The sequence below is a fragment of the Streptomyces sp. NPDC002577 genome (genome assembly GCF_053594815.1).
This window is the reverse complement of the sequence record NZ_JBSFWK010000008.1, coordinates 174,978-200,877: the sequence shown is the minus strand read 5'-3', so window position 1 is coordinate 200,877 and position 25,900 is coordinate 174,978. Positions and strand designations below refer to the sequence as shown.

Here is a 25,900-nt window from a genome sequence, read left to right as displayed (position 1 = left end):
GGTCGCCGAAAAGAATGTCTCCGTCCCCCGGTCATCGGGACGGAGCGGTTTCAAGGAGTATTTCAATGGCGAAAATGCTCGCTGCTCGACTGCATGCCCTCGGTGAGCCGATGTCCGTGGACACGATCGACGTGCCCACCCCACGGCCGACCGATGTGCTGGTGCGGGTCAAAGCTTGCGGAATCGTGCCGAACATGGCCAACGTGATCAACAACTGGCCCACCTGGTACCCGCACCAGCCGCTGCCCAAGCTTCCCGCGATCTTCGGCCTGGACCCGGCGGGCGTGGTCGAGGCGGTCGGCGAGGCGGTGCTGGGCACCCAGCCCGGCGACAGGGTCTATGTGAGCCCGCTGCGGTCCTGCGGCAGCTGCCAGGTGTGCCGCGGCGGCGAGCTCAGCCGCTGCCGCTACTTCACCCTGAACGGCTACTTCAGCACCTCCCGCGACGGTCAGCGGATCTTCGACCTCTACCCCTACGGCGGCTTCTGCGAGTACATGACGGCGCCGCAGTACTCGATCGTCAACATCCCCGACAACATGACGTTCGAACAGGCCGGCAAACTCGGCTACATCGGCACGTCGTACGGTGCCCTCAGGCACGCCGCGGCCGGCCCCGGCCAGGTCGCGCTGATCGACGGGATCACCGGCACCCTCGGCGTCGCCGCGACTCTCCTCGCGCTGGCGTCGGGAGTCTCCAGGGTCCTGGGAACCGGCCGCAACGAGGAGCTCCTCAAGCGCGTCAAGGAACTGGCCCCGGATCGGATCGAGGTCATGCGGCTGGGCGAGGGCTCCTCCGGCGCGTGGGCGAAGTCCCGCACCGGCGGCGAGGGGGCGGACTTCGTCATCAGCGCCCTGGGCGCCAAGGCCCCGGTGGAGTCGATGCTGGACTCCATGCTGGGCGTCCGCCGCGGTGGCAAGGTGATCAACGTCGGCGGTGTGGCCGACCGGCTGCCTGTGGACGTGAAGTGGCTCATGGACGAGCAGGTCCAGCTGATCGGCTCCAACTGGTTCAGCACCGCGCAGGGCCAGGAGATCGCCGACATGGTGGCCACGGGCGCCCTGGACCTGTCCTATCTGATCACCAAGCCCTTCCCGCTGGCGAAGGTCAACGAAGCGATATCGGGACGTACCACGGACCGCGACGGTGGATTCAGCAACTATGTCGTAATCCCCTGAAATGCTCGAAATTCTCTGAAAAACATAGTGACCCCTGAAACACATCGTGAGCCCCTGCAAGACACCCCGGAAAGGACGCCCCCCCACTCGCCCCGCGGCGGTCCTGTTCTGCCCTGACGCCGCCGCGGGGTCCTCTTCCCGCAGGCCGTGCGCACGGCCGTACTCTCGTCGGCACAGACCCGACAGGACTGAGGAGCCGATGGAACTGCGCTGGCTGGAATCGTTCGTCACCGTCGCGGAGGAACTGCACTTCGCGCGGGCCGCGGATCGTCTGCACCTGGCACCGTCGGCACTCAGCGCCCAGGTCAGGGCGCTGGAGTCGCACCTGGGCGTGCGGCTGATCGACCGCGGACGGCGCACGCGCCCGGCCCTGACCAGCGCCGGGCGGCTGTTCCTCGAGGAAGCGCGGCTGACCCTCGCCCAGGCCGCCCGGGCCGAGGCGGTGGGCCGGCGTGCCGGCCGCGGGGAGCTGGGGCATGCCCAGATCGCGTACGTCGCCTCGGCCGCGTTCTCCGGAGTCCTGACCGACGTCCTCACCCGCTGCGCGGCCACCGGCACCGAGCTGACGGTGCAGGTCCGCGAGCTGGAGACACCGGCCCAGCTGGAGGCGCTGGCCTGCGGGGACATCGACGTCGGCTTTCTGCGGTGGCGGCCGGAGTACCCGCCCGACGTCACAGCCACCTGCCTCCTCACCGAGGACGTCGTCCTGGCGCTGCCGGCCGGCGCACCGCTGGCGGCGTACGAGGCGGTACCGGCGGCGAAGCTGCGCGACGAGTGCTTCGTGGCCCCGCACTTCGACGAGGAGTACGGCTGCCGCGACCAGATACTCGACGTGGCGGAGCAAGGGGGCTTCAGCCCTCGGTGCGCTCCCCCGGTCCGCGACTTCATCGCAGCCCTGACACTGGTGGGCGGTGGTCTCGCGGTCGCTCTGGTCCCCGCTTCACTGCGCCGCGTGAACATCCCGGGGGTTGCCTACCGTCCCCTGGCGGACGTACAGCTGACCACCCGGCTGGTGGGCGCCTACCGCAGGGGCGAGACCTCGCCCGCGGTTCGCAGCGTGATCCGCCGACTGCGGGAGGCGGCTGCAGCGCCGGTCACGGTCGGCTGAGGCCCTGGATCTTCGGCAGGAGGCGTCCGGCGAGAGCCTGACGCCCAGTCAGCATGGCCGATCTCAGCACGGTCGATCACCAGGGGCGTGAATCTCGCGGAAGCAGCCGGCAGTCGAAGTCGGCGAATCACAGCAGTGTGGAGCCGCCCGGTACAGCCGGTCAACGACGAACCGGCGCATGTTTGTACGCGGATGACGCACTGTCCAAGCAGGTCAGAGGGGTTGTACCCGACTTACGCTCAACACTGCAGCACAGACCGTCCGGCGTCGGTCGAGCACCGCCGGACGGACGGGACAGTCGGAGGAGCACATGACATCGATCAAGCACGTGGGCGTCGTCGGCGCCGGGCAGATGGGCCGGGGCATCACCGAGGTCTGCGCCCGGGCCGGGTTGCACGTCACGTTGTGCGACGTGACCGAGGACAGGGCGCGGGCCGGACTGGCCGGCGTGGCGGACTCCCTGCTCAAGGCGGAGCAGCGCGGCGCCATCACCCCGGAGGACCGCACACATGCCCTGGCCGGGCTCTCGGCCACCGCCGACCTCTCCCTCATGGCCGGGGCGGACCTGGTCGTCGAGGCCGCCGTCGAGAACGAGCAGGCCAAGACCGCTCTGTTCCGGCAGCTGGGCGAGGTGGTGACCGACCCGGCGGCCATATTGGCCAGCAACACCTCCTCGATCCCCATCGCCCGCCTCGGGGCCGCGACCGGGCGTCCGGAAGCGGTGATCGGGTTGCACTTCTTCAACCCGGTCCCCGTGATGCCGCTGGTCGAGGTGATCCCCTCTTTGCACACTTCGAAGGCCACGGAACTGCGCGCGCGTGCCTTCGCGGGCGAAGTCCTGGGCAAGAAGACGATCGTCACCCAGGACCGTGCGGGCTTCGTGGTGAACTCCCTGCTGATTCCCTACCTGTTGGCGGCAGTGCGGATGGTCGGTTCCGGCACGGCGACGGCGGAGGACATCGATACAGGGATGACCGCCGGTTGCGCCCACCCCATGGGCCCACTGCGCCTCGCCGACCTCATCGGCCTGGACACGGTGGCGGCCATCGGCGAGGCACTGTACGAGGAGTACCGGGAACCGCAGTACGCCCCTCCCCCGCTGCTGCGCCGCATGGTCGAATCGGGTCTGCTGGGCCGCAAGTCGGGACAGGGGTTCTTCAGCTACCAGGCGGCCTGAGGGCGGCAGCCAGCAGCGAGGGGCGAGGGACGAGCCTGTCACACCACGGCCCTCTACCGGTGTCCGCGTGCACTGCCCGTGCACGCAGACACCGAGCACCCGTCAACGATTGTTCACGGGCCGCAGACTGCTGCGTCGGCGAAATCAACGACTGACGTCGCGGCGGGAGATGCGGTGCTCGGCCGCGACCACGCTCAGTCTCCGACGGTCAGCGGTCAGCGGAATGCCGCCTGCCCTGTGATCGCCTGCCCGACGACCAGGGTGTGCATCTCACTGGTGCCTTCGTAGGTCAGGACGGACTCCAGGTTGTTGGCGTGGCGCAGCGGCGAGTACTCCAGGGAGATGCCGTTGGCCCCCAGGACAGTGCGGCACTCCCGTGCGATGGCGAGCGCTTCCCGGACGTTGTTGAGCTTGCCGACGCTGATCTGCTCCGGCCGGATGCGGTGCTGGTCCTTGAGCCGGCCCAGGTGCACGGCGAGCAGCGCGGCGCTGCTCAGGGACACGGTCATGTCGGCGAGCTTCTTCTGGGTGAGCTGGAATGCGCTGATCGGCTTGTCGAACTGCACCCGGGAGTCGGCGTACTCGATGGCCGCCTGGAGCGAGTCGCGGCCCGCGCCGACCGCGCCGAACAGGATGCCGAAACGGGCCTCGTTCAGGCAGGACAGCGGTCCGCGCAGGCCCTCCGCGAGCGGTAGCCGCGCCGAGTCGGGCAGCCGCACGTTGTCGAAGTACAGCTCCGAGGTGATGGATGCGCGCAGCGACATCTTCTGCTTGATGTCCTGGGTGGTGAATCCGGGCGTCCCGCGCGGCACGAGGAAGCCGCGGACACCGTCCTCGGTCTGTGCCCACACCGTGGCCACATCGGCTATACCGCCGTTGGTGATCCACATCTTGGAGCCGTTCAGGATCCAGTCGTCGCCGTCGCGGACAGCCCTGGTGCGCATCCCGGCGGGGTTGCTGCCGAAATCGGGCTCGGTCAGGCCGAAGCAGCCGATCGCCTCACCGGCGGCGAGCCGGGGCAGCCACTCCTGCTTCTGCTCCTCCGAACCCCACTTCCAGATGGAGAACATCGACAGCGAGCCCTGCACCGAGACGAAGCTGCGGAATCCGGAGTCCGCCGCCTCCAGCTCCAGACAGGCAAGGCCATAGCTGACCGCGTTCGTCCCGGCGCAGCCGTAGCCTTCGAGGTGCATGCCGAGTACGCCCAGCTTGCCGAGCTCGGGGGCGAGTTCACGGGCGAAGTGGGCGTTCTCGAACCACTCGCCGATGTGCGGGCGTACCTGGTCGGCGAGGAACTTGGCGACGGTGGCCTGGATCTCGCGTTCCTCGTCAGTGAGGCTGGAGGAGAGGTCGAGCAGGTCGAGAGGGTCCTTGATCGGCTTGCGGCTCATCGTGGGCTCCTGGTGGTCGTAAGGGTCGGTTCGGTAGTGGTTTCTGCGCCGGGGACGATCATGTGACCGCTCCCTTCGCCGCGGAGGCGTGGTCGGACAAGCGGTCGAGGATCTCCGCGGTGTGCTGGCCCAGGCTCGGCGGCGGAAGGCGGTACTGCGCGGGTGTGCCGCTCAGTGCGATGGGACTCGCGACCTGGCGGGAGGTCTTGCCCGCTACTCCGTCGGCGGGTGCGGCAGGAATGTTGACGATGCTGGGAAGGCCGAGCTTCTCGGCGAAGTCAAATGCCTCGTCGAGGGTGTTGACGGGTCCGGCGGGCACACCCGCGGCCAGCAGGACGGCCGACCAGTGGTCGGCGCCGGCGGCGCTGAGCCGTGCGATCAGGATGTCCCGCAGTTCGGCGCGGTGGGCGACCCGGTCGGCGTTGGTGCGGAAGCGGTCGTCGCGCGCGAGCCCGGGATCCCCGACGGCCTCGGCGAGCGCGGCGAACTGCCGGTCGTTGCCCACCGCGATCGCGATGGGACGATCGGCGGCCGGGAAGGTCTCGTACGGGGCGATGCTCGGGTGCGCGTTGCCCATGCGGCCCGGGACCACACCGGCGACGGCGAACGCCGACGCCTGGTTGACCATGGCCGACAGCAGCGAGGCGAGCAGGTTCACCTCCACACGCTGGCCCTCACCCGTGGCGTCCCTGTGCCGTAGCGCCGCGAGGACGCCGAGTGCGGCGTGCAGGCCGGTGATCACATCGACCAGGGCCACACCCGCCTTCACCGGCTCCCCCGCCGCGTCCCCGGTCACGCTCATCAGGCCGCCGACGGCCTGTACGAGCAGGTCGTATCCCGGGATCGCCGCGCCCGCGCCGCTGCCGAAACCGCTGATCGAGCAGTAGACCAACCCCGGGTGCCTGGCGCGGAGTTCGCGATGGCCGAGACCCAGCCGTTCCATCGTGCCGGGACGGAAGTTCTCCACGAGCACGTCGGACTCGGCGACCAGGGCCCGAGCGTGTTCCAGGCCGGCCTCGGTCGTGAGGTCCAGGACGACGGACCTCTTGTTCCGGTTGACGCTCAGGAAATAGGTCGATGTGCCGTCGTGGCCGGCCGGGGGATGCCAGGCCCGCGTGTCGTCTCCGAGGCCCGGCCGCTCGACCTTCACCACGTCGGCGCCGAGGTCGGCGAGGAGCATGGTGGCGTAGGGTCCCGCGAGGACCCGGGAGAAGTCGACGATGCGCAGACCGTCCAGCGCGCCGCGCCCTGCTCCGTCGAGTACGCCGGCCCATTCGTCCGGCGCGTTGTGCTGGTTGCTCACGCACCCTCCTCTCTGTTCGTTCCGTCCACGCGAACATGGCTCCGCCGGAGCCGTTTCCCCTCACCACCAGCGCTGCGAAAGCGGCGCCGGGTGGGTGAGTTCGACGACGGGAAGTCCCCGGCCGGGTGGGGCGACGGCTCGTACGACACGCACCCGTGCCCCGACCGCCGCCACGACCGGCGCCGTCACGGTGATCTGGCAGAGCAGGTTGAAGCCCTCGTCCATCGCGACGAACCACGTGTTCTGCTGGGCGTGGCCGTTGCGGCGCACGACGACCCCAGCGCCCGCGCTGCGTTCCCGGTTGAAGGCCATGGACCCGCAGGCACGGCAGAACGAGCGGCGGTAGTCCGCAGTGCCGCACCAGAGGCAGCGCTGGAAGAACAGTTCGCCGCAGACCGCCGGTACGGGGGGTGTGGTCGTGCCGGCGGTAGCGGCTGCGCAGCCTTCCCCGAACCCGGTGTGTTCGCGGGTGTCTGTCTGGAACATCACGGCCTCCTGCACGCAGTTCGGTGACCGGAACCGGGTGATCGGAATCCGATGTCTCTCCACCACCCTGGCTCTGCCGCCGATCGCCGGTCAATGACCAGATGACGCATCTTTGTGCGCGGAAAACGTTCTGTTCGCTGAGGTCAGAGCCGGTTTCCCGGCGCTACTCTCACGCCGGAGCCCTCGCAGTCACGAGCGGCTTCTGCCGCTGCTCGGGGCCTGAACCCGACATGGGCCCGGTGTTCTACTGCTACCGGACCTGTGGGCTCCGCTCCCGGCTACTGAAGTTGAACTCGTGATGTCGGCGATGGTGCTCCTGCGAGCGTCGCCGACATCACGTGCAGGCCACCGGGCTCGGCGTCAGTGGACCGGTTCGAGACGGTCGGCGCCCGGGTGCCCGGCGCCGAGGTGGGCGGTGAGGAAGCGGGCGGCGCGGTCGAGTGCGGCGTCCGCCTCGTCGAGGCGGCCGTAGTGGTGCTGGAAGACGTGGGGGAGGCCGGGCCCGACTTCGAGCGTGACCTCGACGTCGTCGGCGCCCGCGCGGCCGGCCAGCCGGACCGCGTCGTCGAGCAGCACCTCGTTCGCCCCGACCTGTACGAGTAGTGGGGGCAGTCCGGTGAGGTCGGCGAACACCGGGCTGGCCAGGGGATGCGCCCGGTCGCCTGCGCCGACGTAGAGATCGGCGTAGGCGCGCACGTCGGCCTCGGTGAATATGGGGTCGGCGCCCTCCTTGGAATGGATGCTTCCGCCAGCGAGGGTGAGGTCGACCCAGGGGGAGAAGACGACCACGGCGGCTGGTTGCGGCAGCCCGGCCTCCCGGGCCGCGAGCAGCGTGGCGATGCTCAAGCCGCCACCGGCGGAGTCACCGGCCATGACGAGGTCCCGTGGGTCGGTACCCGCCGCCAGCAGCTCTCGATAGGCCGCTAGCCCGTCGTCGACGGCCGCGGGGAAAGGGTGCTCGGGCGCCAGCCGGTAATCCACCGACATCGCTCGCAGCCCGGCGCGGCGGGCCAGTTCACCGACCAGCCCTGCATGGGTGTCCGGTGAGCCGATGACGTAGCCGCCGCCGTGCAGGTAGAGCAGCCGGCCGCGGCCGGAGACTTTGGCCGGCTCCAGCTCCAGGGTCGGCCGCCCGCCCAGGACGGTCCTGCGGGTGACCACGCCCTCCGGCGCTGGGCGGGTGACAGCTGCGGTGAAACCGCTGCGCTGCTTCTCGAGAGTGGGCCGCGTCTCGCTACGAGGGGCGGAACGGAGCGTGGCATCCAGGGCGTCGCGCTGCTGTCGGGACATGTGGAGCCTCCATGGGTCGGGGTGCGAGGATGGATTCCTGGGAATCCATCTGCCTGAGCCCAACCGGATTCCAAGGAAGATGATTCCCAGGAATCTAATGGAGGTTCGCTGTGAGCCACGTCACCCGACCTTCACCGACCTCGTCCGCGTCGAGACCCAGCTCTACAACGCGGTGAGCGCCCGGCTGCGCGCCGAACAAGGCCTGGGGCTGGGACAGTTCGAGCTTCTGGAGATCATCGACCGCCTGCCGGGGTGCCGCGTTCTCGACATCGTCGGCGAACTGGCGATCACCGTGGGGGCCGTCAGCAAGGCGGTCGACCGGCTGGTGGCTGCGGGCTGGTGCCTGCGGGTCGCGCACCCCCAGGACCGCCGCTCGTCCGTCCTCCGCCTCACATCCGAGGGCAAGAAACAGTCGGCCGCTTCTCGCCCCATTGCCGAAAGCGAACTCATCTCGCTGACCGCGGCGGTTCCCCCTGACGACCTGAACCGCATCGCCTCAACCCTGGCCACCCTTCGGGCGACTCTCGAGGCGGGCTCCCACGGCCAGCCGGGCTGAGGGGGCCCGGCCGGCGCGGCCGACGGCCGCCTTGCAGGCAGAGCGCTCCACGCGCCGGTACCAGGCACGGACCAGGCGAGCCGCTTCCCCCGAGCGGGGCTGCGAGCGCCAGTGCCCCCAACGCTCCTGCTGCATCACCAGTCCTCCCCCTCTGAGAAGCCATCCGTAATCCGAACTTGGCTATGACTTTTCGCTGTTCAGGTGTGGTGCGCGGGGTTCTGCGGGAGGGATTCGCCGTCTGATCGTCGAGGCCGAACAGGGGGGCGATGCCGTCGCCGCTGGGACTGCTGGAAAAGCGCCGGGATGCCGCGCAGGTGCTGGGAGAGGACGCCGCGGAACGGAATCTGGTGCATGCCGCGGCAGCGGCCTGCCGCCTCGGCGACAGGAGTACAACACCCAGATCGGTTCATGGTCTGCTCAACGGCGTGTCTCGGGTTTATTGGCTCCGCTGTCGTTCTCTCTGCCCTGAGCGCAGCCGGCAGGGCCCGGCAGAGTCGTCTGATGCCCGACGCCGCGCGAGCCGTTTGCGATTGGAGCGTGTCCCTCCGGAGCATGAGCCGGCCGGCCCGTAGATTACGGACAAAATCGGCCAAATAGCCTACTCTCCCGAACGGAGATACCTGTGGTTCGTAAGAACCTGCTGTCATTGCCGGTGGTGGTAATCGCGGTGATTGCGACGGTTTTCGCGTGTCCGGCGTCCGCCTCGGCTGTCGGCACCGAATCCCAGCTTCAGGCGGCGATCTCGAGTGCGGTCGGTCCGACGAGCATTCCGCTGGACAACGACATCACGCTGAGCGACACCCTGACGATTCCCCCGGGCAAGGACATCACCTTGACTGGGGACCACGGTCTGATCGGTGCGGCTGCTCGGGACACGGTGACGGTGGCCGACGGCGGCAAGCTGAGGTTGGGTGGGATCACCGTTACCCATGCAAGCGGTCAGACCGGCAGCGGTGTTGTGGTCCAGTCGGGCGGCGAGCTGGTCTTGGCCAGCGGCGCGGTCTCGGGAAACTTGGCGCTGCCCGCCAACAACGGCTCCGGCGTACGCAACTTCGGCACGGTCACGATGAGCGGTGGGTCGATCAGGGACAACACCGCCGCGAGCGGCAGGAATGGTGCCGGCGTTTACAACAGCGGAAGCTTCACCATGACCGGCGGGTCGATCAGCGGCAACACCGCGGGCACCGCCGGGACCAGCGGTGGCGGCGTCTTCAACGACGCCGGTGGGACCTTCGACATGAGCGGCGGGGGGATCACCGGCAACTCAGGGCCCGCTGGAGGCGGGGTGAGCAGCCTGGGGACCCTCCGCATCTCCGACACCGCCCGCATCACCGGCAATACGGCGACGAACGGGGCAGGCATCTACAACTTCGCCACCTTCACCATGACCGGCGGGATGATCAGCGGCAACACGGCTACCGCGACCGCCGGTGGTGTGCGTAACAACGCCGCGAACGCCACCTTCACCATGAGCGGTGGCGAGATTTCGGGGAATACCGCCACGGGGGATACCGGCGGCGGTGTTTTCAACTTCACCGGCGCGACCTTCACCCTGGCGGGCGGCAAGGTTTCGGGAAATACGGCCGGCGCCACCTCGGGCGGAGGCGTGACCAACCAGCGGGGCGCGACCTTCAAGATGACGAGTGGTGAGATCTCCGGGAATACCGGCACCAGCGGCGGCGGCGTTCTGAACTGGAGCGACACGGCGGCAGCGACCGCGTTCACGATGAGCGGCGGCACTGTCTCGGGGAATGTCACGACGGCCGCCGTCAGTAGAGGCGGTGGCGTCTTCAACATCAGCTCCGGCACCGGGGCCGCTACCTTCACGATGAGCGGCGGTGTGATCAGGGATGAGCGCGCCAGTAACGGTGGTGCCGTCCACAACACCGGCGAGGCGGCCGTGACCACCGTCAACGGGGGCTCCCTCACCGGCAACACTGCCGGGGTCGACGGCGGCGGCATCTACAACACCAGCGGGGCCGTGACCGACATCCAGGCGGGAAGCATCACCGGCAACACGGCCGTCGTCGACGGCGGCGGTGTGTGGACCGACGACTACACGAGACTGACGGTGGAAGCGGGCGTGGTCTTCTCACGCAACCGGGCGTCCGCGGCGTACCACCGGAATCCTGCGGACGACGCCGTCTATGCGGCGCAGATTCGCGGCACCCAGTGGTCCGCTGGGCTGACCCAGGGCTACAACAACCTCGACATCAATCACCGCTTCGGCGAACCCATCACCTACGCGGTGACGTACGACGGCAACGGCAACACCTCCGGCAGCGCGCCGGTGGACGCCACCTCATATGAGCCTGGCGACACCGTGACGGTGCTCGGAAAAGGGAGCCTGGAGAGGACCGGGTATCGGTTCCTGGGCTGGTCCACGAACCCGAATGCCACCTCCGCCCAATATCAACCAGGCGACACCTTCCCGCTCACTGGCAACACCACGCTGAGCGCGGTATGGAAAGCCGTGCCCGTCACCCCCGCCGTGACGGTCGTCAAGCGGGTGCAGTCCCGCGGCCCGTTCAAGGTCGGGGACACGGTGCGCTACACGTACACGGTGACCAACACGGGTAACACCGAGCTGAGCAACGTCGGTGTCACGGACAACCTGGTCAACCGCGTCACCTGCGACCGGACCACGCTGGCCCCCGGCCAGAGCACGACGTGCCGCGGCAGCTACACGATCACGCGTGCGGGTGTGCGGAAGTGCCTTACGTCTGCGAAGCGTTCCGACGGTAGTGTCCGGTGCCGGATCACGAACACCGCGCGGGCACGGGGCACGGCCGAGAACGGCGACCGGGTCACCAGCCGGTCCGCCCGGGCGACCATCACCGTGACGGTGCAGAAGGGGCGCCCCCACCACCCGGGCAAGCGGCCTCCGCACTACGGCGGCTACCCGCAAGGCAAGTAAGCCCTCGCACGGCGGCCACCACCAGCACCATCGTCACGGCATGGGGAGGCGCTGAGAACCCGACCACCTGACCGGCCGGCCGCCCGCGCCCCACACCGGGGCGCGGGCGCTGCTTTGCCCGGTGCCCTGTCCTTCTGGTACCGGGTTCCACTCCCTTCCTCCACTCCTTCCTCGGGCGGGGACGTACGGCCCAGGTCATGGCGGAGGTGAGGCTCAGTAACCGCAGCCGGTCCGGTCGTCTGCAGCGCGGCCAAAGCGGCGCTCACCACCCTTGGCGCGCAGCGACCTGCCGGCGGCGGCCCGCCGGTACGGGCCGCGCGTACGAAGTACTCACGTGTTCTGCCGGCTCATCACGCGGGCCACTGCGGCATCCGTATCGAGTCGGGCTCCGGCGTTCAGGTACTCCTTGTACTGCTGGTCGCCGAGCGCCCGGCGCGCCATCTTCTCGCACAGGTGATGTGGGGCGTTGAAGTGGCGGGAGCCGTAGAGCGGCAGCCCGACCGAAGGCCAGATCCTGCTCGCCGCTCCCTGCAGCACGGCGGCCTCGGCAGGATCCATCTCGGCCACCGTGACCAGGGCCAGCAACTCGATCGCGATCACTGTGCCGATCACGTCGTGAAAGCCCTGGTGGACGGGGAGCGCCTCCTCGAGCAGCCCCCTGGCCCGCTCCAGTGAGCCGTCCACCCAGGCTGCATAGGCAAGGACATTCATCGCGTGCGCCCGAGCCCACAGCTCGCCGCGGTCCTCGCACACCAGGAATACGTCCTCGCACAGCATGACGGCACTCGCCAGATCGCCCTGGAAGGCCATCGTCAGCGCCAGTTCAACCTGACTCATCAACACATGGCTGTTGAACTCGCCCAGTTCGTGATAGCGGTCGACGGCCGCGCGCAGCATCTGTTCGGCATTCGGCAGGTCGTCCGTCACCATCGCCAGGCGTCCTAGGCAGTGCGTCGCCGAGGCAGCAGCCAACGCGCTACCGAAACGATTCGCCTCGTCCCGGCACTGCACCAGCGCGATCCGTGCGGGCACCATGTCGGCTTGCAGGGTCGCCACGTAGCCGAGCGCCCACAGAGCCTTCAGCCAGGGCTCCTCGTGGCCGTGGTCAAAGCCCAGCTCGAGGCTGCGCTCCAGCCAGTGCCGGCCTTCGGCCAGCCGTCCGCAGCCGGCCCAGTAGAACCACAGGCTGCCCGCCAGTTGCTGGCCCAGATACCCCTCGCCGGGCTGCGACAGGCAGTGGTCCAGCGCCATTCGCAGGTTCGGCAGATCCGCCTCGACGCGCACCGCGGCATGCCGCTGCCGCGATGAGAACCAGTCCAGCTCGCAGCAGGCCGCCAGGCCCATGTACCAGTCGCGGTGCCGGCGCAGCAACCGTGCGGTGTCACCGGTCGCCTCCAGCCAGTCGGCGCCGTACGCCCTGACCGTGTCCAGCATCCGGTAGCGCACTCCAGCCGGTGTCTCCTCGCGTCCCACCACGGACTGCGCGAGCAGCTCGCCCAGCAGGTCCAGCACCGCGTCCTCGGGCAGCCCGCGGCCTCCGCAGACGTACTCGGCCGCCTCAAGATCGAAGTTCCCCGAGAACACCGACAGCCGCGCCCACAGCAGCCGCTCGTCCGGCGTGCACAACTCGTGGCTCCAGCCGATAGCGGTGCGCATGGTCTGATGGCGGGGCAGCGCATGGCGGCCGCCGCCCGTGAGCAGCCCGAACCGGTCGTCGAGCCGGGACAGCAGCTGTGCGGGGGACAGCGACCGCAGCCTGCCCGCCGCCAGCTCGACGGCCAGCGGAATCCCGTCCAGGCGCCGGCACACCTCCAGGACGTCGGGGGAACTCCCTTCGTCCAGCTCGAAACCCGGCAGGACGGTCGCGGCACGGTCTGCGAACAGCTCGGCAGCCTCCGCCTCCTGCATGGGGCGGAGAGGAAACAGCCGTTCGCCCTCGACGCCCAGGGGTCTGCGGCCCACGGCCAGCACCCGCAGTCCGGGGGCGCGGCGCAGCAGATCCCGCACCAGTGACCCGCTCGCGTCGACGAGGTGCTCGAACCCGTCCAGTACGAGGAGAAGTTCGCGCCGTGCGAGATGGTCGACGAGCACCTGGCGGGGGGGCCGTGACGTGCAGTCCGTCAGCCCGAGCGCCTTGGCGACCACGTGCTCGACAAGGTCTGCCTTCCGCAGTGATGCCAGCTCCACCAGCCACACGCCGTCGCGCGGCGCGGCCGTCGACGCGGCCCGCACCGCGAGTCGAGACTTGCCGACTCCGCCGGCGCCGGTCACGGTGACCAGCCGGTCCGCCTCAAGTGCGTCCGTGAGCATCGCCAGTTCGGCGGTACGGCCCACGAAGGTGTTCAGTTCGAGCGTGAGATTGCCGAGCGTGGTCGGAGTCTCAGAGTCGCCCGGATGGGGGTTGGAGCGCTCCAAGTGTTGCATATGGCGGCATCGTACTCGTTGTACGGAAAGCGATCACTGCCCTGATCGAATACTGACACCCACGACCATCCGCCGACCGGCGCCGGAGCGGACGGACGCAGGCAGTGCGGGTCAGGTGAGATCGGAGAGATCCTCCTGGGTGAGAGCGATCGACCCGGCCGCAATGTTCTCTTCAAGATGGGCCAGGGAGCCGGTGCCGGGGATGGCCAGCGTGACGGGAGACGAGGCAAGCAGCCAGGCCAGGGCGATCTGCGAGATCGTGGCCCCATGCCGTTCCGCGACCTTGGCCAGGCGGTCATCGGTGAGGTCGCTCAGCCCGCCGCCCAGCGGGAAGAACGGCACGTAGGCGATGCCGGCCTGCTCGCAGGCGGTCAGCAGCTCTGTGTCGTCGCGCTTGCCGGCGTGGAAGTGGTTCTGGACGGCTGCGACGGGTGCGATCGCACGGGCCTCGGCGAGGTGGTCGGTGTCGACGTTGCTCAGGCCGAGGTGGCGGATCAGGCCCTCCTCGCGCATCGCGGCCAGCGCCTCGAAGCGTTCGGCGACGGATTCGCCGTGCGGCGGCGGGTTTATGTCCCCGATGCGCAGGTAGACCAGATCGAGGCGGTCCACACCGAGGGTTTCGAGATTCTCTTCGACCAGCGGGCGCAGGTCCCCGGGGTCGGTGGTGGCCGCCAGGCCGCCGTCGGGGGTGCGGACCGGGCCGACCTTGGTGGCGATGACCAGGTCGGCCGGGTAGGGGTGGAGGGCCTCGCGGATCAGCTCGTTGGCTCGAACGGTGCCATCGCCACTGGTGTAGAAGGCGGCCGTATCGATGTGGTCGACGCCGAGTTCAGTGGCGCGGCGCAGAACGGCGCGACCGGTTTCGGGATCGCGGGCCGGGCCGTGGAAGCTGTTCGTGGGCAGGCGCATGGCCCCGAAGCCGATCCGGTTGATCAGAAGGTCGCTGCCAAGACGGAAGTCGTTGCTCATGAACTCAGCCTGCCTGACCTGAGGTTCGGCCTGTGAGCCCGTGGCAGCTTGCTGCCATCGGGCAGAATGGCGACGTGGCAGAGATGGTAACGATTCGCGGTGACCTCGAGCTCCTCACGCGTACCGAGCATCTGTTCTCTTCGGTCTGTGAGGAGTTCGTCTGCGCCGCACGGGATCTCGACACCTCGTCTCGCCCCAGCGCCCGGCAGGCCGCCGGCGACCGGGTGCGGGAGAGCGGCACACAGCAGATCCGCAAGCTGTTCAGTCCGGCCGCGCTGGCCGACGAGCGTGGTCGCGAGCACCTGAGCGAGCTCGTCGACAAGGGTGCCCAGGTGCGAATCGCCGCCACCGCTCTCCCCCACGAGACGATCATCATCGATCGCCGGTTCGCGATCCTCGCCGGAATGAACTCCCCCGGAGGCCGTGAGTACACCGTGACCACCGCACCCAGCCTGGTCGGCGGGGTGTACGCGCTGTTCGAAGCCGCCTGGGAGACGGCCACCGACCTCAAAACCTTCCTGCGCGGCGAGCAGCCCCAACTCGATGCCGAGAGTCGAACGGTCCTGCGCGCGCTGGGATCCGGCGCCACCGACGAGACAGCCGCACGGGAGCTCGGAATGTCCCTGCGAACCTACCGCCGCCGGGTCGCCGAACTACTCGACGCCCTCGACGCGGGTTCACGGTTCCAGGCCGGGTTGCGCGCGGGTGAACTGGGCCTGAGCGGCTGAGGGGTTGAAGACCGGTGTAGGCGGGGACCTCGTCGTCAGCGGTCTTTGGCCAGGGCGAGGAGTTCGGCGAACAGGCCGCTGCCGTGTGCGAGCTCGTCGTACCGGCCTTGCTCGATGATGCGGCCGTTCTGCATGACGATGATCCGGTCGGCGATCTTGGTGTTCTCGAGCTGATGCGTGACGACGATCGTCATGCGTGCGGCGGCGATGCGCTTGATCTCCAGGAAGATCTGGTGCTCGCCCCTCGGGTCCATCTGGGAGGTGGGCTCATCCAGGATCAACAGCGGGGTACGCCGGTAGAGGGCGCGGGCGCAGGCGAGCCGCTGCCATTGACCGCCGGAGAGTTCGGCGCCGCCGAAGAGCTCCCGGGCGAGCAGGGTGTCCAGTTGCTGGGGCAGCTTCTCGACCGCGTCGCGCATGCCGACTGCGTCGACGGCTTCCCATACGGGCCCGTCGTCGAACGTGCGGGGCTGTCCGAGGGTGACGTTCTCGCGTGCCCGCAACGGCCAGGTGGCGAAGGCCTGGGGAACCAAGGCCGTCCGCAACCACACCGAGTCGGGGTCAGCCTGGGCCAGGTCGGCGCCGTCCCAAGTCACGCTGCCCTTGTCGGGCAGCAGGATTCCAGTGATGATCTTGGTGAGGGTGGACTTGCCCGACCCGTTCTCGCCCACGATCGCCAGGATCTCGCCGCGGCGCAGTGTGAGAGAGACCCGGTCCACTGCCGGGGTGTCCTTTCCCGGGTACTGGTACACGATCTCGTCAAGCCGGATCTCGTCGACCTGCTCCGGGATGCTCAGCTCGCCGCGCCTGGGGGCTCGTTCGGCGGCCAGGTCCAGGAAGGAGCGCATGTCAGCGAGGTAGAGCGAGGTGTGGAACATCGCGGCGCCGTGGATCACGAGCTGGGACAGTGCGGCGAGTGTGGTCTGGACGGCCACGACAGCGGTGGCTGCGACGGCGAGTTCCACGCGGCCGGTGGTGGCGAGCCACGCGAGCGTGGCCCAGGCTGTGAGAAGGAACAGGCCGCCGAGCGCGGACGTCGACAGGACGATGCGGAGCATGCGTGGTGCGGCGGTGAGGGTGCGCTGGTCGATGCGCTCGGACAGGGCTCGGTACCAGTACACGAGGTAGCCGGTCATCCCGTTGGCGCGCACCTCGTCGCCGAACCGGGAGTAGGTGGCCCACCAGCGCATCATGCCGCGCACGTTGCGATCACCGACGTTGGCGTAGTGCGTCTGGTAGTCGACTCGGGCGGACAGTACGGCGCCCACCCCGGCCGGAACCACGGCGAGCAGCAGCAGCGGGAGCATCAGCCAGTGAAGAACGGTGATGACGCCGCCGGCGGCCGTCATGCGGGCCAGGGCGGCCATGAAGCGCTGGGCGTCTTGAACCATCATCGTGGTACGGGTGACGCCGACCTCGGCGGCCTCCTGGCGGTCCGCGAATCCGTCCTCGCCGTAGGCGGAGGCATCGACACGGCACACAGCGGCCACCAGGGCAGTGTCCGCTTCGGTCACCAGGCGGGGAGTGATCCGGCCGTCGGCGTACGAGGCCAGAGCGCTGCTGATGCGACCGACCGCGGCCGCGGCGGTGACGACCAGAAGAAAGGGCAGGGCCGTGTTCAGACGTTCGGACACCGCGCCGTCGCCGACGATGAATGTCATGGCCTGTGCGGTGAACGCGAGGACCACAGCGGCCGCGCTGCCGGTCAGGATCTGGCAGGCGAGCAGGAGAGTTACGGCATTCCGGTCCACGGCCCAGGCCATGCGCGCGGTGTGTCGCAGCACCGAGGGCAGCCGCCCACACATCCTCGCGAAACTTGCCTCTTCCAGCGGGTTCTTCCCGTACTTGCCCTCGTAGTTGATAGCCGCCGGTGGCGGAGGGGGCGGCACCTTGGAGCTTTCAGTCGAGGCGTCATTCACAGTCACCTGCATCCCTCCTTGGTGGTCGGCTCCGTGTCCGGCGGTCCGGCGGTGCCAGGCACAACGAGGCCGCCACCAAACCGAACGCGCTCGATTCCGGACGAAGCCGAGAGCAGCAGTCGCAAGGGGTCGAACGTGAGATCGGCCTGATTCCCCGGGTCTGACGCAGCGACGGTTTGGCCGAAACACCGCTGCTAGATGCGCATGTGACGCATGAGGTTTTGATGCCTGACACGGTGCACCGCGTGGGCAGCGACCGCCGGGGCAAGCAGCGAATCCACGCCCTGACGTTGCTCTTGTCTTCGTGATAGCTTCGGTGCCGCCGTGCGCTGCTGCGAACCGAGGAGGTGAGACCGATCAACGTTGAGACAGGTCGGGGCTCCCTCCCACGCATGGCGTAGGGAGTGCCCGCAGAAGGCATTCCGAAAGGCTTGAAACGCTATGCGCTTCACCTCTGAGACGTCGTCCGATGGTGTCTCCGAACGGCTCTTCACCCTTGATGGGATTCCCGGCGTGCTGTGGACGCCGGACGGTGCTGCCGGTACTCGTCCCCTGATCTTGATGGGACACGGCGGCGGTCAGCACAAGAAGGCCCCCGGCATCCTGGCCCGTGCGCGCCGCTTCGTGGCCGAGTGCGATTTCGCGGTGGTGGCGGTCGACGTGCCCGGCCATGGTGACCGGCCGACGGACGAGGAGTACAACCGGATCGCGACCGAGAACCAGGCCCGCGTGGAGGCCGGAGAAGAGCTGGCTCCGCTGATCGCCGGCTTCCAGGCGCTCGTAGCCTGCCAGACCGTCCCGGAATGGCAGGCGGTCCTGGACGCGGTCCAGCAACTCGAGTACGTGGGCGCCGGTCCGGTGGGCTACTGGGGGGTCTCGCTGGGGTGCGGACTCGGTGTTCCGTTTGTCGCCGCCGAACCTCGGGTCCGCGCGGCGGTGTTGGGCCTGGGTGGGGCTCTGGCCTCGGCCGAGAACGCCGCGCGGATCACCGTCCCGGTGGAGTTCCTGGTGCAGTGGGACGATGAGCGAGTGCCGCGTACGCAGAGCCTGGCGCTCTTCGACGCCCTGGCCTCAGCCGAGAAGACGTTGCACGCCAACCCCGGCAAGCACGGGGAGGTCCCGGCCTTCGAGCTGGACAGCGCACTACGGTTCTTCTCCAGGCACCTCGCCTGACACCGCCGCCCGCAGTCCGCGACGCGCCGATCGGCATCGGTTTCCGGTCGGCGCGTTGGGCGCGTTCGGCGCGTTCGGCGAACACTGGTTCGGAAAGACTCGGCATTCGGGAAGACCTGGACGACGTCGGAGCAGCGTTTGCTCTTCCGGTTCAGATGTTCAAGAGGGTTGGCCGGCTGGGACTCTGCCGGGGGCCGGTTCCTTTTCACGTCCCTGTGTCAGTCGTGCCCGTTCCGGGGGCGATCAGTCCCGTCTCGTAGGCCACGACGACGGCCTGGGCACGGTCCCGCAGGCGGAGTTTGGCGAGGATCCGGGCCACGTGGGTTTTCACGGTGGCTTCGCTCAGACGGAACCGGGCGGCGAGTTCGGCGTTGCTCAGGCCGGCGCCGAGCGCTTGGAGGACCTCCATCTCGCGAGGGGTGAGTACCGACAGGTCTCGGTGCAGGGCGGCGGTGCGGGTGTCGTCGCGGGCGGCGAAGCGTTCGACGAGACGACGGGTGATGGCCGGGGCGAGCAGGGCACCGCCGGTGTGGGCGAGGCGGACGGCGGCGACCAGGTGCTCGGGGGTGACGTCCTTGAGGAGGAAGCCGCTGGCGCCCGCGGTGAGGGCGGCGTAGACATAGCGGTCGAGGTCGTAGGTGGTCAGTATGAGGACGCGGGGTGGCTCGGGCACGAGCCCGGAGAGGATGCGCCGCGTGGCTTCCAGGCCGTCGAGCCCGGGCATCCGGATGTCCATGAGGACCAGGTCGGGGCGGGTGCGCCGGACGGCTTCGAGTGCCTCGTCGCCGTCGGCGGCCTCGGCGACGACGGTGATTCCGTCGGCGGCCAGGATCATGCCGAAACCGGTGCGGACCAGTGCCTGGTCGTCGGCGATCACCACGCGGGGCGGCTCGGTCACGACGCCCCCTCGGCCGGCGCCTCGACCGGTTCCACGATCCGTTTCACGACCGGTTCCTCGATCCGTTCCTCGATCCGTTCCTCGATCGGATTCTCGACAGGTATGACGGCGCGGACGCGGAAGCCGCCGGTGGGGCGCTTGCCCGCGTGGAGGGTCCCGCCGCAGACGGCGAGGCGTTCGCGCAGGCCGATCAGTCCGCGGCCGCCGCCCGGACCGGCCGGTGTCGCCGGAGTGCCTCCGGTGTCGGACACCTCGATGTGCACCTCCACGGGCGTGTGGTCGACAGCGACCCGTACCCGCGCTCCGGCGGCATGCTTGACGGCGTTGGTCAGCGCCTCCTGGACCACGCGGTACGCGGCCAGGTCGGCGCCGGCGAAAAGCGGTGCCGGGGTGCCGGTGACGGTCAGCTCGACAGGGACGCCGGTTCCGCGTACGCGGTCGGTGAGGGCCGCCAGTTGGCCGAGGCCCGGTTGGGGGGCCAGGTCGGTGTCGACGGCCGGGTCGGGGCCGTCACCGGCCATGGTGAGCAGACCCATGACGTGGCGCAGTTCGGTCATCGCCGTGCGCCCGCCGGCCTCGACGGCCAGCAGTGCCTCGCGGGCCATCCCGGGCGCCGTGTCCATCACTTTGCGGGCCGCACCCGCCTGGATCACCATCACGCTCACATGGTGTGTGACGACGTCGTGCAACTCCCGGGCGATCCGGGAACGTTCGTGGTCGACCGCCAGCCGGGTGGCGGCTTCCTGCTGTTCCTGCAGGTCGCGTACGCGCTGCTTCCAGGTGTGGATCGCATTGGCTCCGAGGCCCACCCCGAGCAGAAGGAGGACAGGGACGAAACCGGGTGTGAAGTACGGAAAGTACTCCTCATGGAAGACCGCCATCAGGGCCGCGCCCGCACCGAGGCTCGTGAGCGCACGCAGCCGGTGAGGGCTGTCCACAGCGGCGCTGTACGAGGCGACCACGCAGGACAGGAAGGTGTACGCGGTCGCGGTGTCGGCGCCGGTGCGCTGGTTGAGGAGCAACGTCACCACGATCACGGCCCAGAAAGCAGCCAACGGGTACCGTCGGCGCGCGATCAGAGGCAACGCGGTCAGGGCGGCCAGGACCAGCGCTCCGGGGTCGTACGCCGGGCCCGCGGACGCGGGCGGCATGACGGGCACGGGGGGAGGAACCGGCACCCCCACGCCGACCGACGGAACCTTGAACGCGCCGCGGTCCTGCCCCACGAAAGCACCCACCGTGCAGGCTGCCAGGACCAGGGCGAGGACCGCGTCGGCCGTCCACATCCACCGGGACGGGCGCGGCACCGGGCCCGGACGCAGCAGCGCCGCAACACCGGTCCTCCACCGCTCCACGATCTCCGCCCGCACAGCACCGCTCATGGGCACAGTGTGGCAATTCACGGGTCCGGCCACGTCCCTTCCTGTGATGACGGCGCTACATCTTCCGCGTACATCGCAGGGATGACGCGCTCGGCGGGTCGTCCTGCAACGGCAGCCGAGGTCGCCGTCACGGGCGACGTGCCGGACACGCTCCCGCCCCTAGCGTCGGGCCGAACCATCAACCACCCGCCTAGGAGGCACTGTGGCGACCACCGCGCCCGTCATCGACATCCGCGAGGTGAGCAGGACATACGGGGAAGGGCCGCCCGCGCTCGCCGGCGTCAGCCTGGCCGTGGCGGCCGGGGAGGCGGTGGCCGTCCTCGGACCGTCGGGCAGTGGGAAGTCGACGCTGCTGAACCTGATCGCCGGCCTCGACCGGCCGAGCGCCGGCAGCGTCACCGTCGACGGGGTGCGCGTGGACGAGTTGAGCGAGGCGGCCTCGGCGAAGTACCGACGGGCGAGGATCGGCATGGTCTTCCAGTTCTTCAACCTCCTGGACGACCTGACGGTCACCGACAACGTGCTGCTGCCCGCCCAGTTGGCCGGGGTGCCGCGGGCCGAGGCCCGCACGCGCGCCGCCGGTCTGCTGGAGTACCTCGGCATCGACCGGCACGCCGGCGCCTACCCCGGCAGGCTGTCCGGCGGGGAGCGGCAGCGGGTCGCGGTCGCGCGGGCTCTGATGAACCGTCCGGCGCTGCTGCTGGCCGACGAGCCGACGGGCGCCCTGGACACCGCCTCGGGCGAGGACGTGCGGGAGCTACTGGCCGAACTCAACGCGGACGGACAGACGATCGTGCTGGTCACCCACGATCTGGACCTCGCCGCCTCCTGCACCAGGCGCACCGTCGAACTGGTCGACGGGCGGATCGTCAAGGACACCGAGAACACGAAGGCGGTGCTCCGGTGAGCGCGCTCGGCCAGGTGGTGCGCGCCGGAGTCGGACGACGCCGTGCACAGACCACGGCGATGATCCTGACCACGCTCATTGCGGTCGCCGCGTCCGTCCTGGCCGCCGGAGTGCTCACGGCGTCCCGGGCGCCGTTCGACCAGGCCATGGCCGAGCAGCGCGGCGCCCACCTGACCGCGGAGTTCGACCGTACGAAGGTGACGACCGCACAGCTCGCGGCGACCGCGCACGCGGACGGCGTGACCGCCGCGGCCGGTCCTTTCCGCATCTTCTCGGCGCGTCCGCGTACGGCCTCGGACTCCGGGGACCTGATGGCCGGTGCGACGCTGCCGCCGATGACCGTCGTCGGCCGGGCAGCGGCTGGCGGACCGGTCGACCGGCTCGACCTCGTCGAGGGCAGCTGGGCCACCCGGCCCGGCCAGATCGTGCTGCGCGCCGACCTGCTGCCGCTGCGGCCGGGGGCGCTGCTGGAGTTCCCCGATCTGCCGGGCAGCCCGACGCTGACCGTGGTCGGGCTGGCCCGCTCGGTGACCGGCACCGCTGACGCCTGGGTGACCCCCGCGCAGGCCGAGGCGCTGGCCGCGAAGGGCTCGGCATCGTCGTACGGGATGCTCTACCGCTTCCGTGACGCGGGAACCGAGGCGCAGGTCGCCGCCGACCGCGCCGCGGTCCAAGCCGCCCTTCCGAAGGGCGCGATGACCGGTTCCCAGTCCTATCTCGTCGTCAGGCAGGACGCGCTCGCCAACGCCTTGGCGTTCGTGCCCTTCGTGGCTGCCTTCGGGGTCCTGGGGCTGGTCATGTCGGTCCTGATCATCTGCATCGTCGTCAGCGGCGCGGTCGGCGCGGCGACCCGGCGCATCGGGATCCTCAAGTCCCTCGGCTTCACCCCCGCACAGGTGGTGCGGGCCTACGTGGCACAGGCGCTGATCCCGGCAGTGATCGGCTGCGGCCTGGGCGTGGCACTGGGGCATCTGCTGGCCGTTCCGGTACTCGGCGACGTGGAGGACGTCTACGGCACCACGTCGCCGTCGGTTCCCTGGTGGATCGACGTCGCGCTGCCCGCAGCAGCTCTCGTCCTGGTCGCCGGCGCCGCCCTCGGGCCCGCCCTGCGCGCCGGGCGGCTGCCGGCCACCCGGGCGATCACGGTCGGGCGTACGCCGGGCGCCGGGCGCGGCCGCCTGGTGCGGCGGCTGACGGGACGGCTGCCACTGCCGCGACCGGTCAGCCTCGGGCTGGCGAACCCCTCCGCCCGCCCGGCGCGTGCCCTGACGACGGCCGCCGCGGTCGCGTTCGCCGCCGTGACCGTCACGTTCGGCCTGGGACTGGCCCAGACCCTGGGCGGGGTCCAGTCGGAGCGCATGCTCGACTCGGCCGCTCCGGTCGTCGTGGAGGCGGGCGGCGGGGGCCCGTCCGGTGCCCAGGTGGTCCACGCCGGCGTCGAGGCGGAGGTGCCGCCCGCCGATCCGGCCGAGGTCACCGCCGCGCTGCGCGCCCAGCAGGAGACGCGCCGCTACTACGGCACCACGCAGGCCGAGGTCGCGGCGTCCGGGATCACCGGCCGGACTCCGGTGGTGGCGTATGAGGGAGACGCGTCGTGGGCCGCGCCCCGGATGGTGTCGGGCACCTGGCTCACCGGCCCCGGCCAGGCCGTGGTCACGACCCGGTTCCTGCACGCCGCGGACGTCCGTGTCGGAGACACCGTGACGCTGACCGCCGGCAACCGGCGCACCTCCGTACGCATCGTCGGCGAAGCGTTCTTCACCGAGGGCCAGGGCATGCAGCTCCTGACCCGGACCTCCACCCTCCGCACCCTGGGACTCGACGACGAACCGCGCCGGTTCTACGTGCAGACGAAGACCGGTACGGCTCAGGATGCCTACCTGACCTCGCTGAACACGGCGCTGAAACCGTCGGGCGCCATCGCCCGCCCCAACGCCGCCGACACCTCCAGCGTGATCGCGGCCATGGACGCGCTGATCGCTGCGCTGACCCTGATGCTCGTCGCGGTCGCGGGCCTGGGCGTGCTCAACACAGTCGTCCTGGACACCCGTGACCGTGTCCACGACCTCGGCGTCGTCAAGGCGCTCGGCATGACGCCACGTCAGACCATTGCCATGGTGGTCACGTCGGTCGCCGGGATCGGTCTGCTCGCCGGAGTCGTCGGCGTTCCCCTCGGGGTGGCCCTGCACCACCAGGTCACGCCGCTCATGGGTGACGCTGTCGGCATGGCCCTGCCCACCTCGCTCATCGACGTGTACGACGCGCCGGAGCTGGTTGCGCTCGCGCTGGGCGGGTTGGTCGTGGCGGTGGGGGGCGCCCTGCTCCCGGCGGGCTGGGCCGCCAGGACGGAGGCGGCGACCGCGCTGCGTACGGAGTGACGTGCGGCCCCCGGGACCGGGTGCCGTGTCCCGGGGGCCGGGGCCCGGAAGTTCGTGAATCCGGAGGTGAACCAGGCGAGGGGCTTGTCCGGCCATAGCGGCGAGAAAAGACAGAGGCAAGGAGGGTTACCCACTCCTTGCCACTCTTAACGTATAGCGCACCGGAGGCCTTGCGGCAAGGCCCCGCTCGTACTGCAGAATCTCCAGCCGAAGCCACAACCAGCGGAATTCTCGTCGAATGGGCGTTTTGATGATTGACGTGATCGTGGTCGGCGGCGGACCGACCGGCTTGATGCTGGCCGGCGAGTTGCGGCTGCACGGCGTGCACGTGGTCGTGCTGGAGAAGCTGACCGAGCCGACGGAGCAGTCCCGCGGGCAGGGCCTGCATGCGCGCAGCGTCGAGATGATGGACCAGCGCGGTCTGCTGGACCGGTTCCTCGCGGTCAGTGAGAGGTTCCAGGTCGGCGGTCTCTTCGGCGGCATCGCCAAGCCGTGGCCGGACCGGCTGGACACGGCCCACCCGTACGGCCTCGCCACCCCGCAGCCGGTCACCGAGCGGCTGCTCCACGAGCGTGCCCTCGAACTCGGGACCGAGATCCGGCGCGGCTGCGAAGTGGTCCGGCTGAATCAGGACGAGGACGGGGTGACCGTCGAGCTGACGGACGGCACGCACCTGCGCTCGCGCTACCTCGTCGGGTGCGACGGCGGCCGCAGCGTGGTGCGCAGGCAGCTCGGCGTCGGTTTCCCCGGCGAGCCCGCCAAGGTCGAGACACTGCTGGGCGAGATGGAGCTGACCGAGGATCCGGCGACGATCGCCGCCGTCGTCACAGAAGTCCGCAAGACTCAGCTGCGGTTCGGCGCCACCGCCGACGGAAACGGGCACGAGGGGCTGTACCGCATCGTCGTACCCGCCGAAGGGGTGGCCGAGGACCGCACGGTCCCGCCGACCCTCGAGGAGTTCAAGCAGCAGCTGCGGGCCTTCGCGGGCACCGACTTCGGGGCGCACTCGCCGCGCTGGCTGTCCCGGTTCGGCGACGCCACCCGGCAGGCCGAGCGCTATCGGGTCGGCCGGGTGCTGCTGGCCGGCGACGCGGCGCACATCCACCCGCCGACAGGTGGGCAGGGGCTCAACCTCGGCGTGCAGGACGCGTTCAACCTCGGCTGGAAGCTGGCCGCCGCGGTCAACGGCTGGGCTCCGGAGGGGCTGCTGGACAGCTACCACGCCGAACGGCACCCGGTGGGCGCCCGCGTGCTGGACAACACCCGTGCGCAGATCACGCTGCTGGGGACCGATCCGGGTGCGACCGCGCTGCGGGAGCTGTTCTCGAAGCTGATGGACTTCGAGGAGGTGAACCGGTACGTGACCGAGATGATCACCGCGGTCGGGGTCCGCTACGACTTCGGCGAGGGCCACGAACTGCTCGGCCGGCGGCTGCGGGACGTGAAGCTGAAGCAGGGTCGCCTCTACGAGCTGATGCACGACGGCCGCGGACTACTGCTCGACCAGACCGGCCGGCTTACGGTGGAAGGCTGGGCGGATCGGATCGACCACGTCGTCGACGTCAGCGAGGAACTGGACGTGCCCGCGGTGCTGCTGCGGCCGGACGGCCACGTGGCGTGGGTCGGTGAAGATCAGCAGGATCTGCTCGGCCGGCTGCCCCAGTGGTTCGGCGCTGCCGTCAGCTGAGCATGCAGTTGCGGTTCGAAAGGGCGGGGCCT

Annotated in this window: 19 protein-coding genes; 10 read left to right on the top strand and 9 right to left on the bottom strand. The window is 69.7% G+C overall.

Annotation, left to right across the window (positions count from 1 at the left end; genetic code table 11):
* The first annotated feature begins 65 nt into the window (after positions 1-65).
* The 3 genes from ACWD4J_RS14565 to ACWD4J_RS14555 all read left to right on the top strand — a co-directional run bounded on the left by ACWD4J_RS14565 (position 66) and on the right by ACWD4J_RS14555 (position 3,460).
* The gene (locus tag ACWD4J_RS14565) at positions 66-1,175 is read left to right on the top strand and encodes an alcohol dehydrogenase catalytic domain-containing protein (protein WP_451395697.1); all 1,110 of its coding nucleotides are present in this window, start codon (positions 66-68) and stop codon (positions 1,173-1,175) included.
* A gap of 199 nt (positions 1,176-1,374) precedes the next feature.
* The gene (locus ACWD4J_RS14560; RefSeq protein WP_451395696.1) at positions 1,375-2,283 is read left to right on the top strand and encodes a LysR substrate-binding domain-containing protein; all 909 of its coding nucleotides are present in this window, start codon (positions 1,375-1,377) and stop codon (positions 2,281-2,283) included.
* A 310-nt stretch (positions 2,284-2,593) separates the two neighbouring features.
* A complete protein-coding gene (locus ACWD4J_RS14555; protein WP_451395695.1) occupies positions 2,594-3,460 on the top strand; it encodes a 3-hydroxybutyryl-CoA dehydrogenase in 867 nt (288 codons plus the stop codon).
* A 215-nt stretch (positions 3,461-3,675) separates the two neighbouring features.
* Here the strand turns inward: ACWD4J_RS14555 and ACWD4J_RS14550 are convergent, their stop codons facing one another.
* The 4 genes from ACWD4J_RS14550 to ACWD4J_RS14535 form a co-directional block, all read right to left on the bottom strand.
* Positions 3,676-4,851, bottom strand: coding sequence for an acyl-CoA dehydrogenase family protein (locus tag ACWD4J_RS14550; RefSeq protein ID WP_451395694.1), 1,176 nt, complete (start codon positions 4,849-4,851; stop codon positions 3,676-3,678).
* A 58-nt stretch (positions 4,852-4,909) separates the two neighbouring features.
* Positions 4,910-6,154 carry a CaiB/BaiF CoA transferase family protein gene (locus tag ACWD4J_RS14545; RefSeq protein WP_451395693.1) on the bottom strand — a complete coding sequence of 415 codons (1,245 nt, stop codon included), beginning with the start codon at positions 6,152-6,154 and terminating at the stop codon, positions 4,910-4,912.
* A gap of 60 nt (positions 6,155-6,214) precedes the next feature.
* Entirely contained in the window at positions 6,215-6,640 is a 426-nt protein-coding gene (locus ACWD4J_RS14540; protein WP_451395692.1) for a hypothetical protein, read from the bottom strand.
* A 360-nt stretch (positions 6,641-7,000) separates the two neighbouring features.
* Positions 7,001-7,930, bottom strand: a complete 930-nt coding sequence (locus ACWD4J_RS14535) for an alpha/beta hydrolase (protein ID WP_451395691.1) — start codon at positions 7,928-7,930, stop codon at positions 7,001-7,003.
* 97 nt (positions 7,931-8,027) lie between these two features.
* Here ACWD4J_RS14535 and ACWD4J_RS14530 point away from each other — a divergent pair, with 97 nt between their 5' ends.
* Both ACWD4J_RS14530 and ACWD4J_RS14525 read left to right on the top strand, forming a co-directional pair.
* Positions 8,028-8,486 carry a MarR family winged helix-turn-helix transcriptional regulator gene (locus ACWD4J_RS14530; RefSeq protein WP_451395690.1) on the top strand — a complete coding sequence of 153 codons (459 nt, stop codon included), beginning with the start codon at positions 8,028-8,030 and terminating at the stop codon, positions 8,484-8,486.
* 667 nt (positions 8,487-9,153) lie between these two features.
* Positions 9,154-11,403, top strand: coding sequence for a beta strand repeat-containing protein (locus ACWD4J_RS14525; RefSeq protein ID WP_451395689.1), 2,250 nt, complete (start codon positions 9,154-9,156; stop codon positions 11,401-11,403).
* A gap of 330 nt (positions 11,404-11,733) precedes the next feature.
* Here the strand turns inward: ACWD4J_RS14525 and ACWD4J_RS14520 are convergent, their stop codons facing one another.
* Positions 11,734-13,827 carry an ATP-binding protein gene (locus ACWD4J_RS14520; protein ID WP_451395688.1) on the bottom strand — a complete coding sequence of 698 codons (2,094 nt, stop codon included), beginning with the start codon at positions 13,825-13,827 and terminating at the stop codon, positions 11,734-11,736.
* A gap of 111 nt (positions 13,828-13,938) precedes the next feature.
* Positions 13,939-14,796, bottom strand: coding sequence for an aldo/keto reductase (locus ACWD4J_RS14515; protein ID WP_451395687.1), 858 nt, complete (start codon positions 14,794-14,796; stop codon positions 13,939-13,941).
* An 83-nt stretch (positions 14,797-14,879) separates the two neighbouring features.
* Between ACWD4J_RS14515 and ACWD4J_RS14510 the strand changes: the two genes are divergently transcribed.
* The gene (locus tag ACWD4J_RS14510) at positions 14,880-15,524 is read left to right on the top strand and encodes a DNA-binding response regulator (protein WP_451395763.1); all 645 of its coding nucleotides are present in this window, start codon (positions 14,880-14,882) and stop codon (positions 15,522-15,524) included.
* Between the two features lie 35 nt (positions 15,525-15,559).
* On the opposite strand, the gene ACWD4J_RS14505 is transcribed toward ACWD4J_RS14510, so the two are convergent.
* Positions 15,560-17,455 carry an ATP-binding cassette domain-containing protein gene (locus ACWD4J_RS14505; protein ID WP_451395686.1) on the bottom strand — a complete coding sequence of 632 codons (1,896 nt, stop codon included), beginning with the start codon at positions 17,453-17,455 and terminating at the stop codon, positions 15,560-15,562.
* Between the two features lie 429 nt (positions 17,456-17,884).
* Here ACWD4J_RS14505 and ACWD4J_RS14500 point away from each other — a divergent pair, with 429 nt between their 5' ends.
* Positions 17,885-18,616: a dienelactone hydrolase family protein gene (locus ACWD4J_RS14500; protein ID WP_451395685.1), complete on the top strand. Its 732-nt coding sequence runs from the start codon at positions 17,885-17,887 to the stop codon at positions 18,614-18,616.
* Positions 18,617-18,821: 205 nt separating this feature from the next.
* Here ACWD4J_RS14500 and ACWD4J_RS14495 read toward each other — a convergent pair whose 3' ends face one another.
* Positions 18,822-19,514 carry a response regulator gene (locus ACWD4J_RS14495; RefSeq protein WP_451395684.1) on the bottom strand — a complete coding sequence of 231 codons (693 nt, stop codon included), beginning with the start codon at positions 19,512-19,514 and terminating at the stop codon, positions 18,822-18,824.
* Positions 19,511-20,896, bottom strand: coding sequence for a sensor histidine kinase (locus ACWD4J_RS14490; RefSeq protein WP_451395683.1), 1,386 nt, complete (start codon positions 20,894-20,896; stop codon positions 19,511-19,513). The genes ACWD4J_RS14495 and ACWD4J_RS14490 overlap by 4 nt, the downstream gene beginning before the upstream one ends.
* Before the next feature lie 202 nt (positions 20,897-21,098).
* Between ACWD4J_RS14490 and ACWD4J_RS14485 the strand changes: the two genes are divergently transcribed.
* From ACWD4J_RS14485 to rox, 3 genes are all read left to right on the top strand, one after another.
* Positions 21,099-21,803, top strand: coding sequence for an ABC transporter ATP-binding protein (locus tag ACWD4J_RS14485; RefSeq protein ID WP_451395682.1), 705 nt, complete (start codon positions 21,099-21,101; stop codon positions 21,801-21,803).
* Entirely contained in the window at positions 21,800-24,181 is a 2,382-nt protein-coding gene (locus ACWD4J_RS14480) for an FtsX-like permease family protein (protein WP_451395681.1), read from the top strand. The genes ACWD4J_RS14485 and ACWD4J_RS14480 overlap by 4 nt, the downstream gene beginning before the upstream one ends.
* Before the next feature lie 250 nt (positions 24,182-24,431).
* Complete coding sequence (gene rox / locus ACWD4J_RS14475) at positions 24,432-25,868, top strand: rifampin monooxygenase (RefSeq protein WP_451395680.1); 1,437 nt, start codon at positions 24,432-24,434, stop codon at positions 25,866-25,868.
* Positions 25,869-25,900 lie beyond the last annotated feature (32 nt).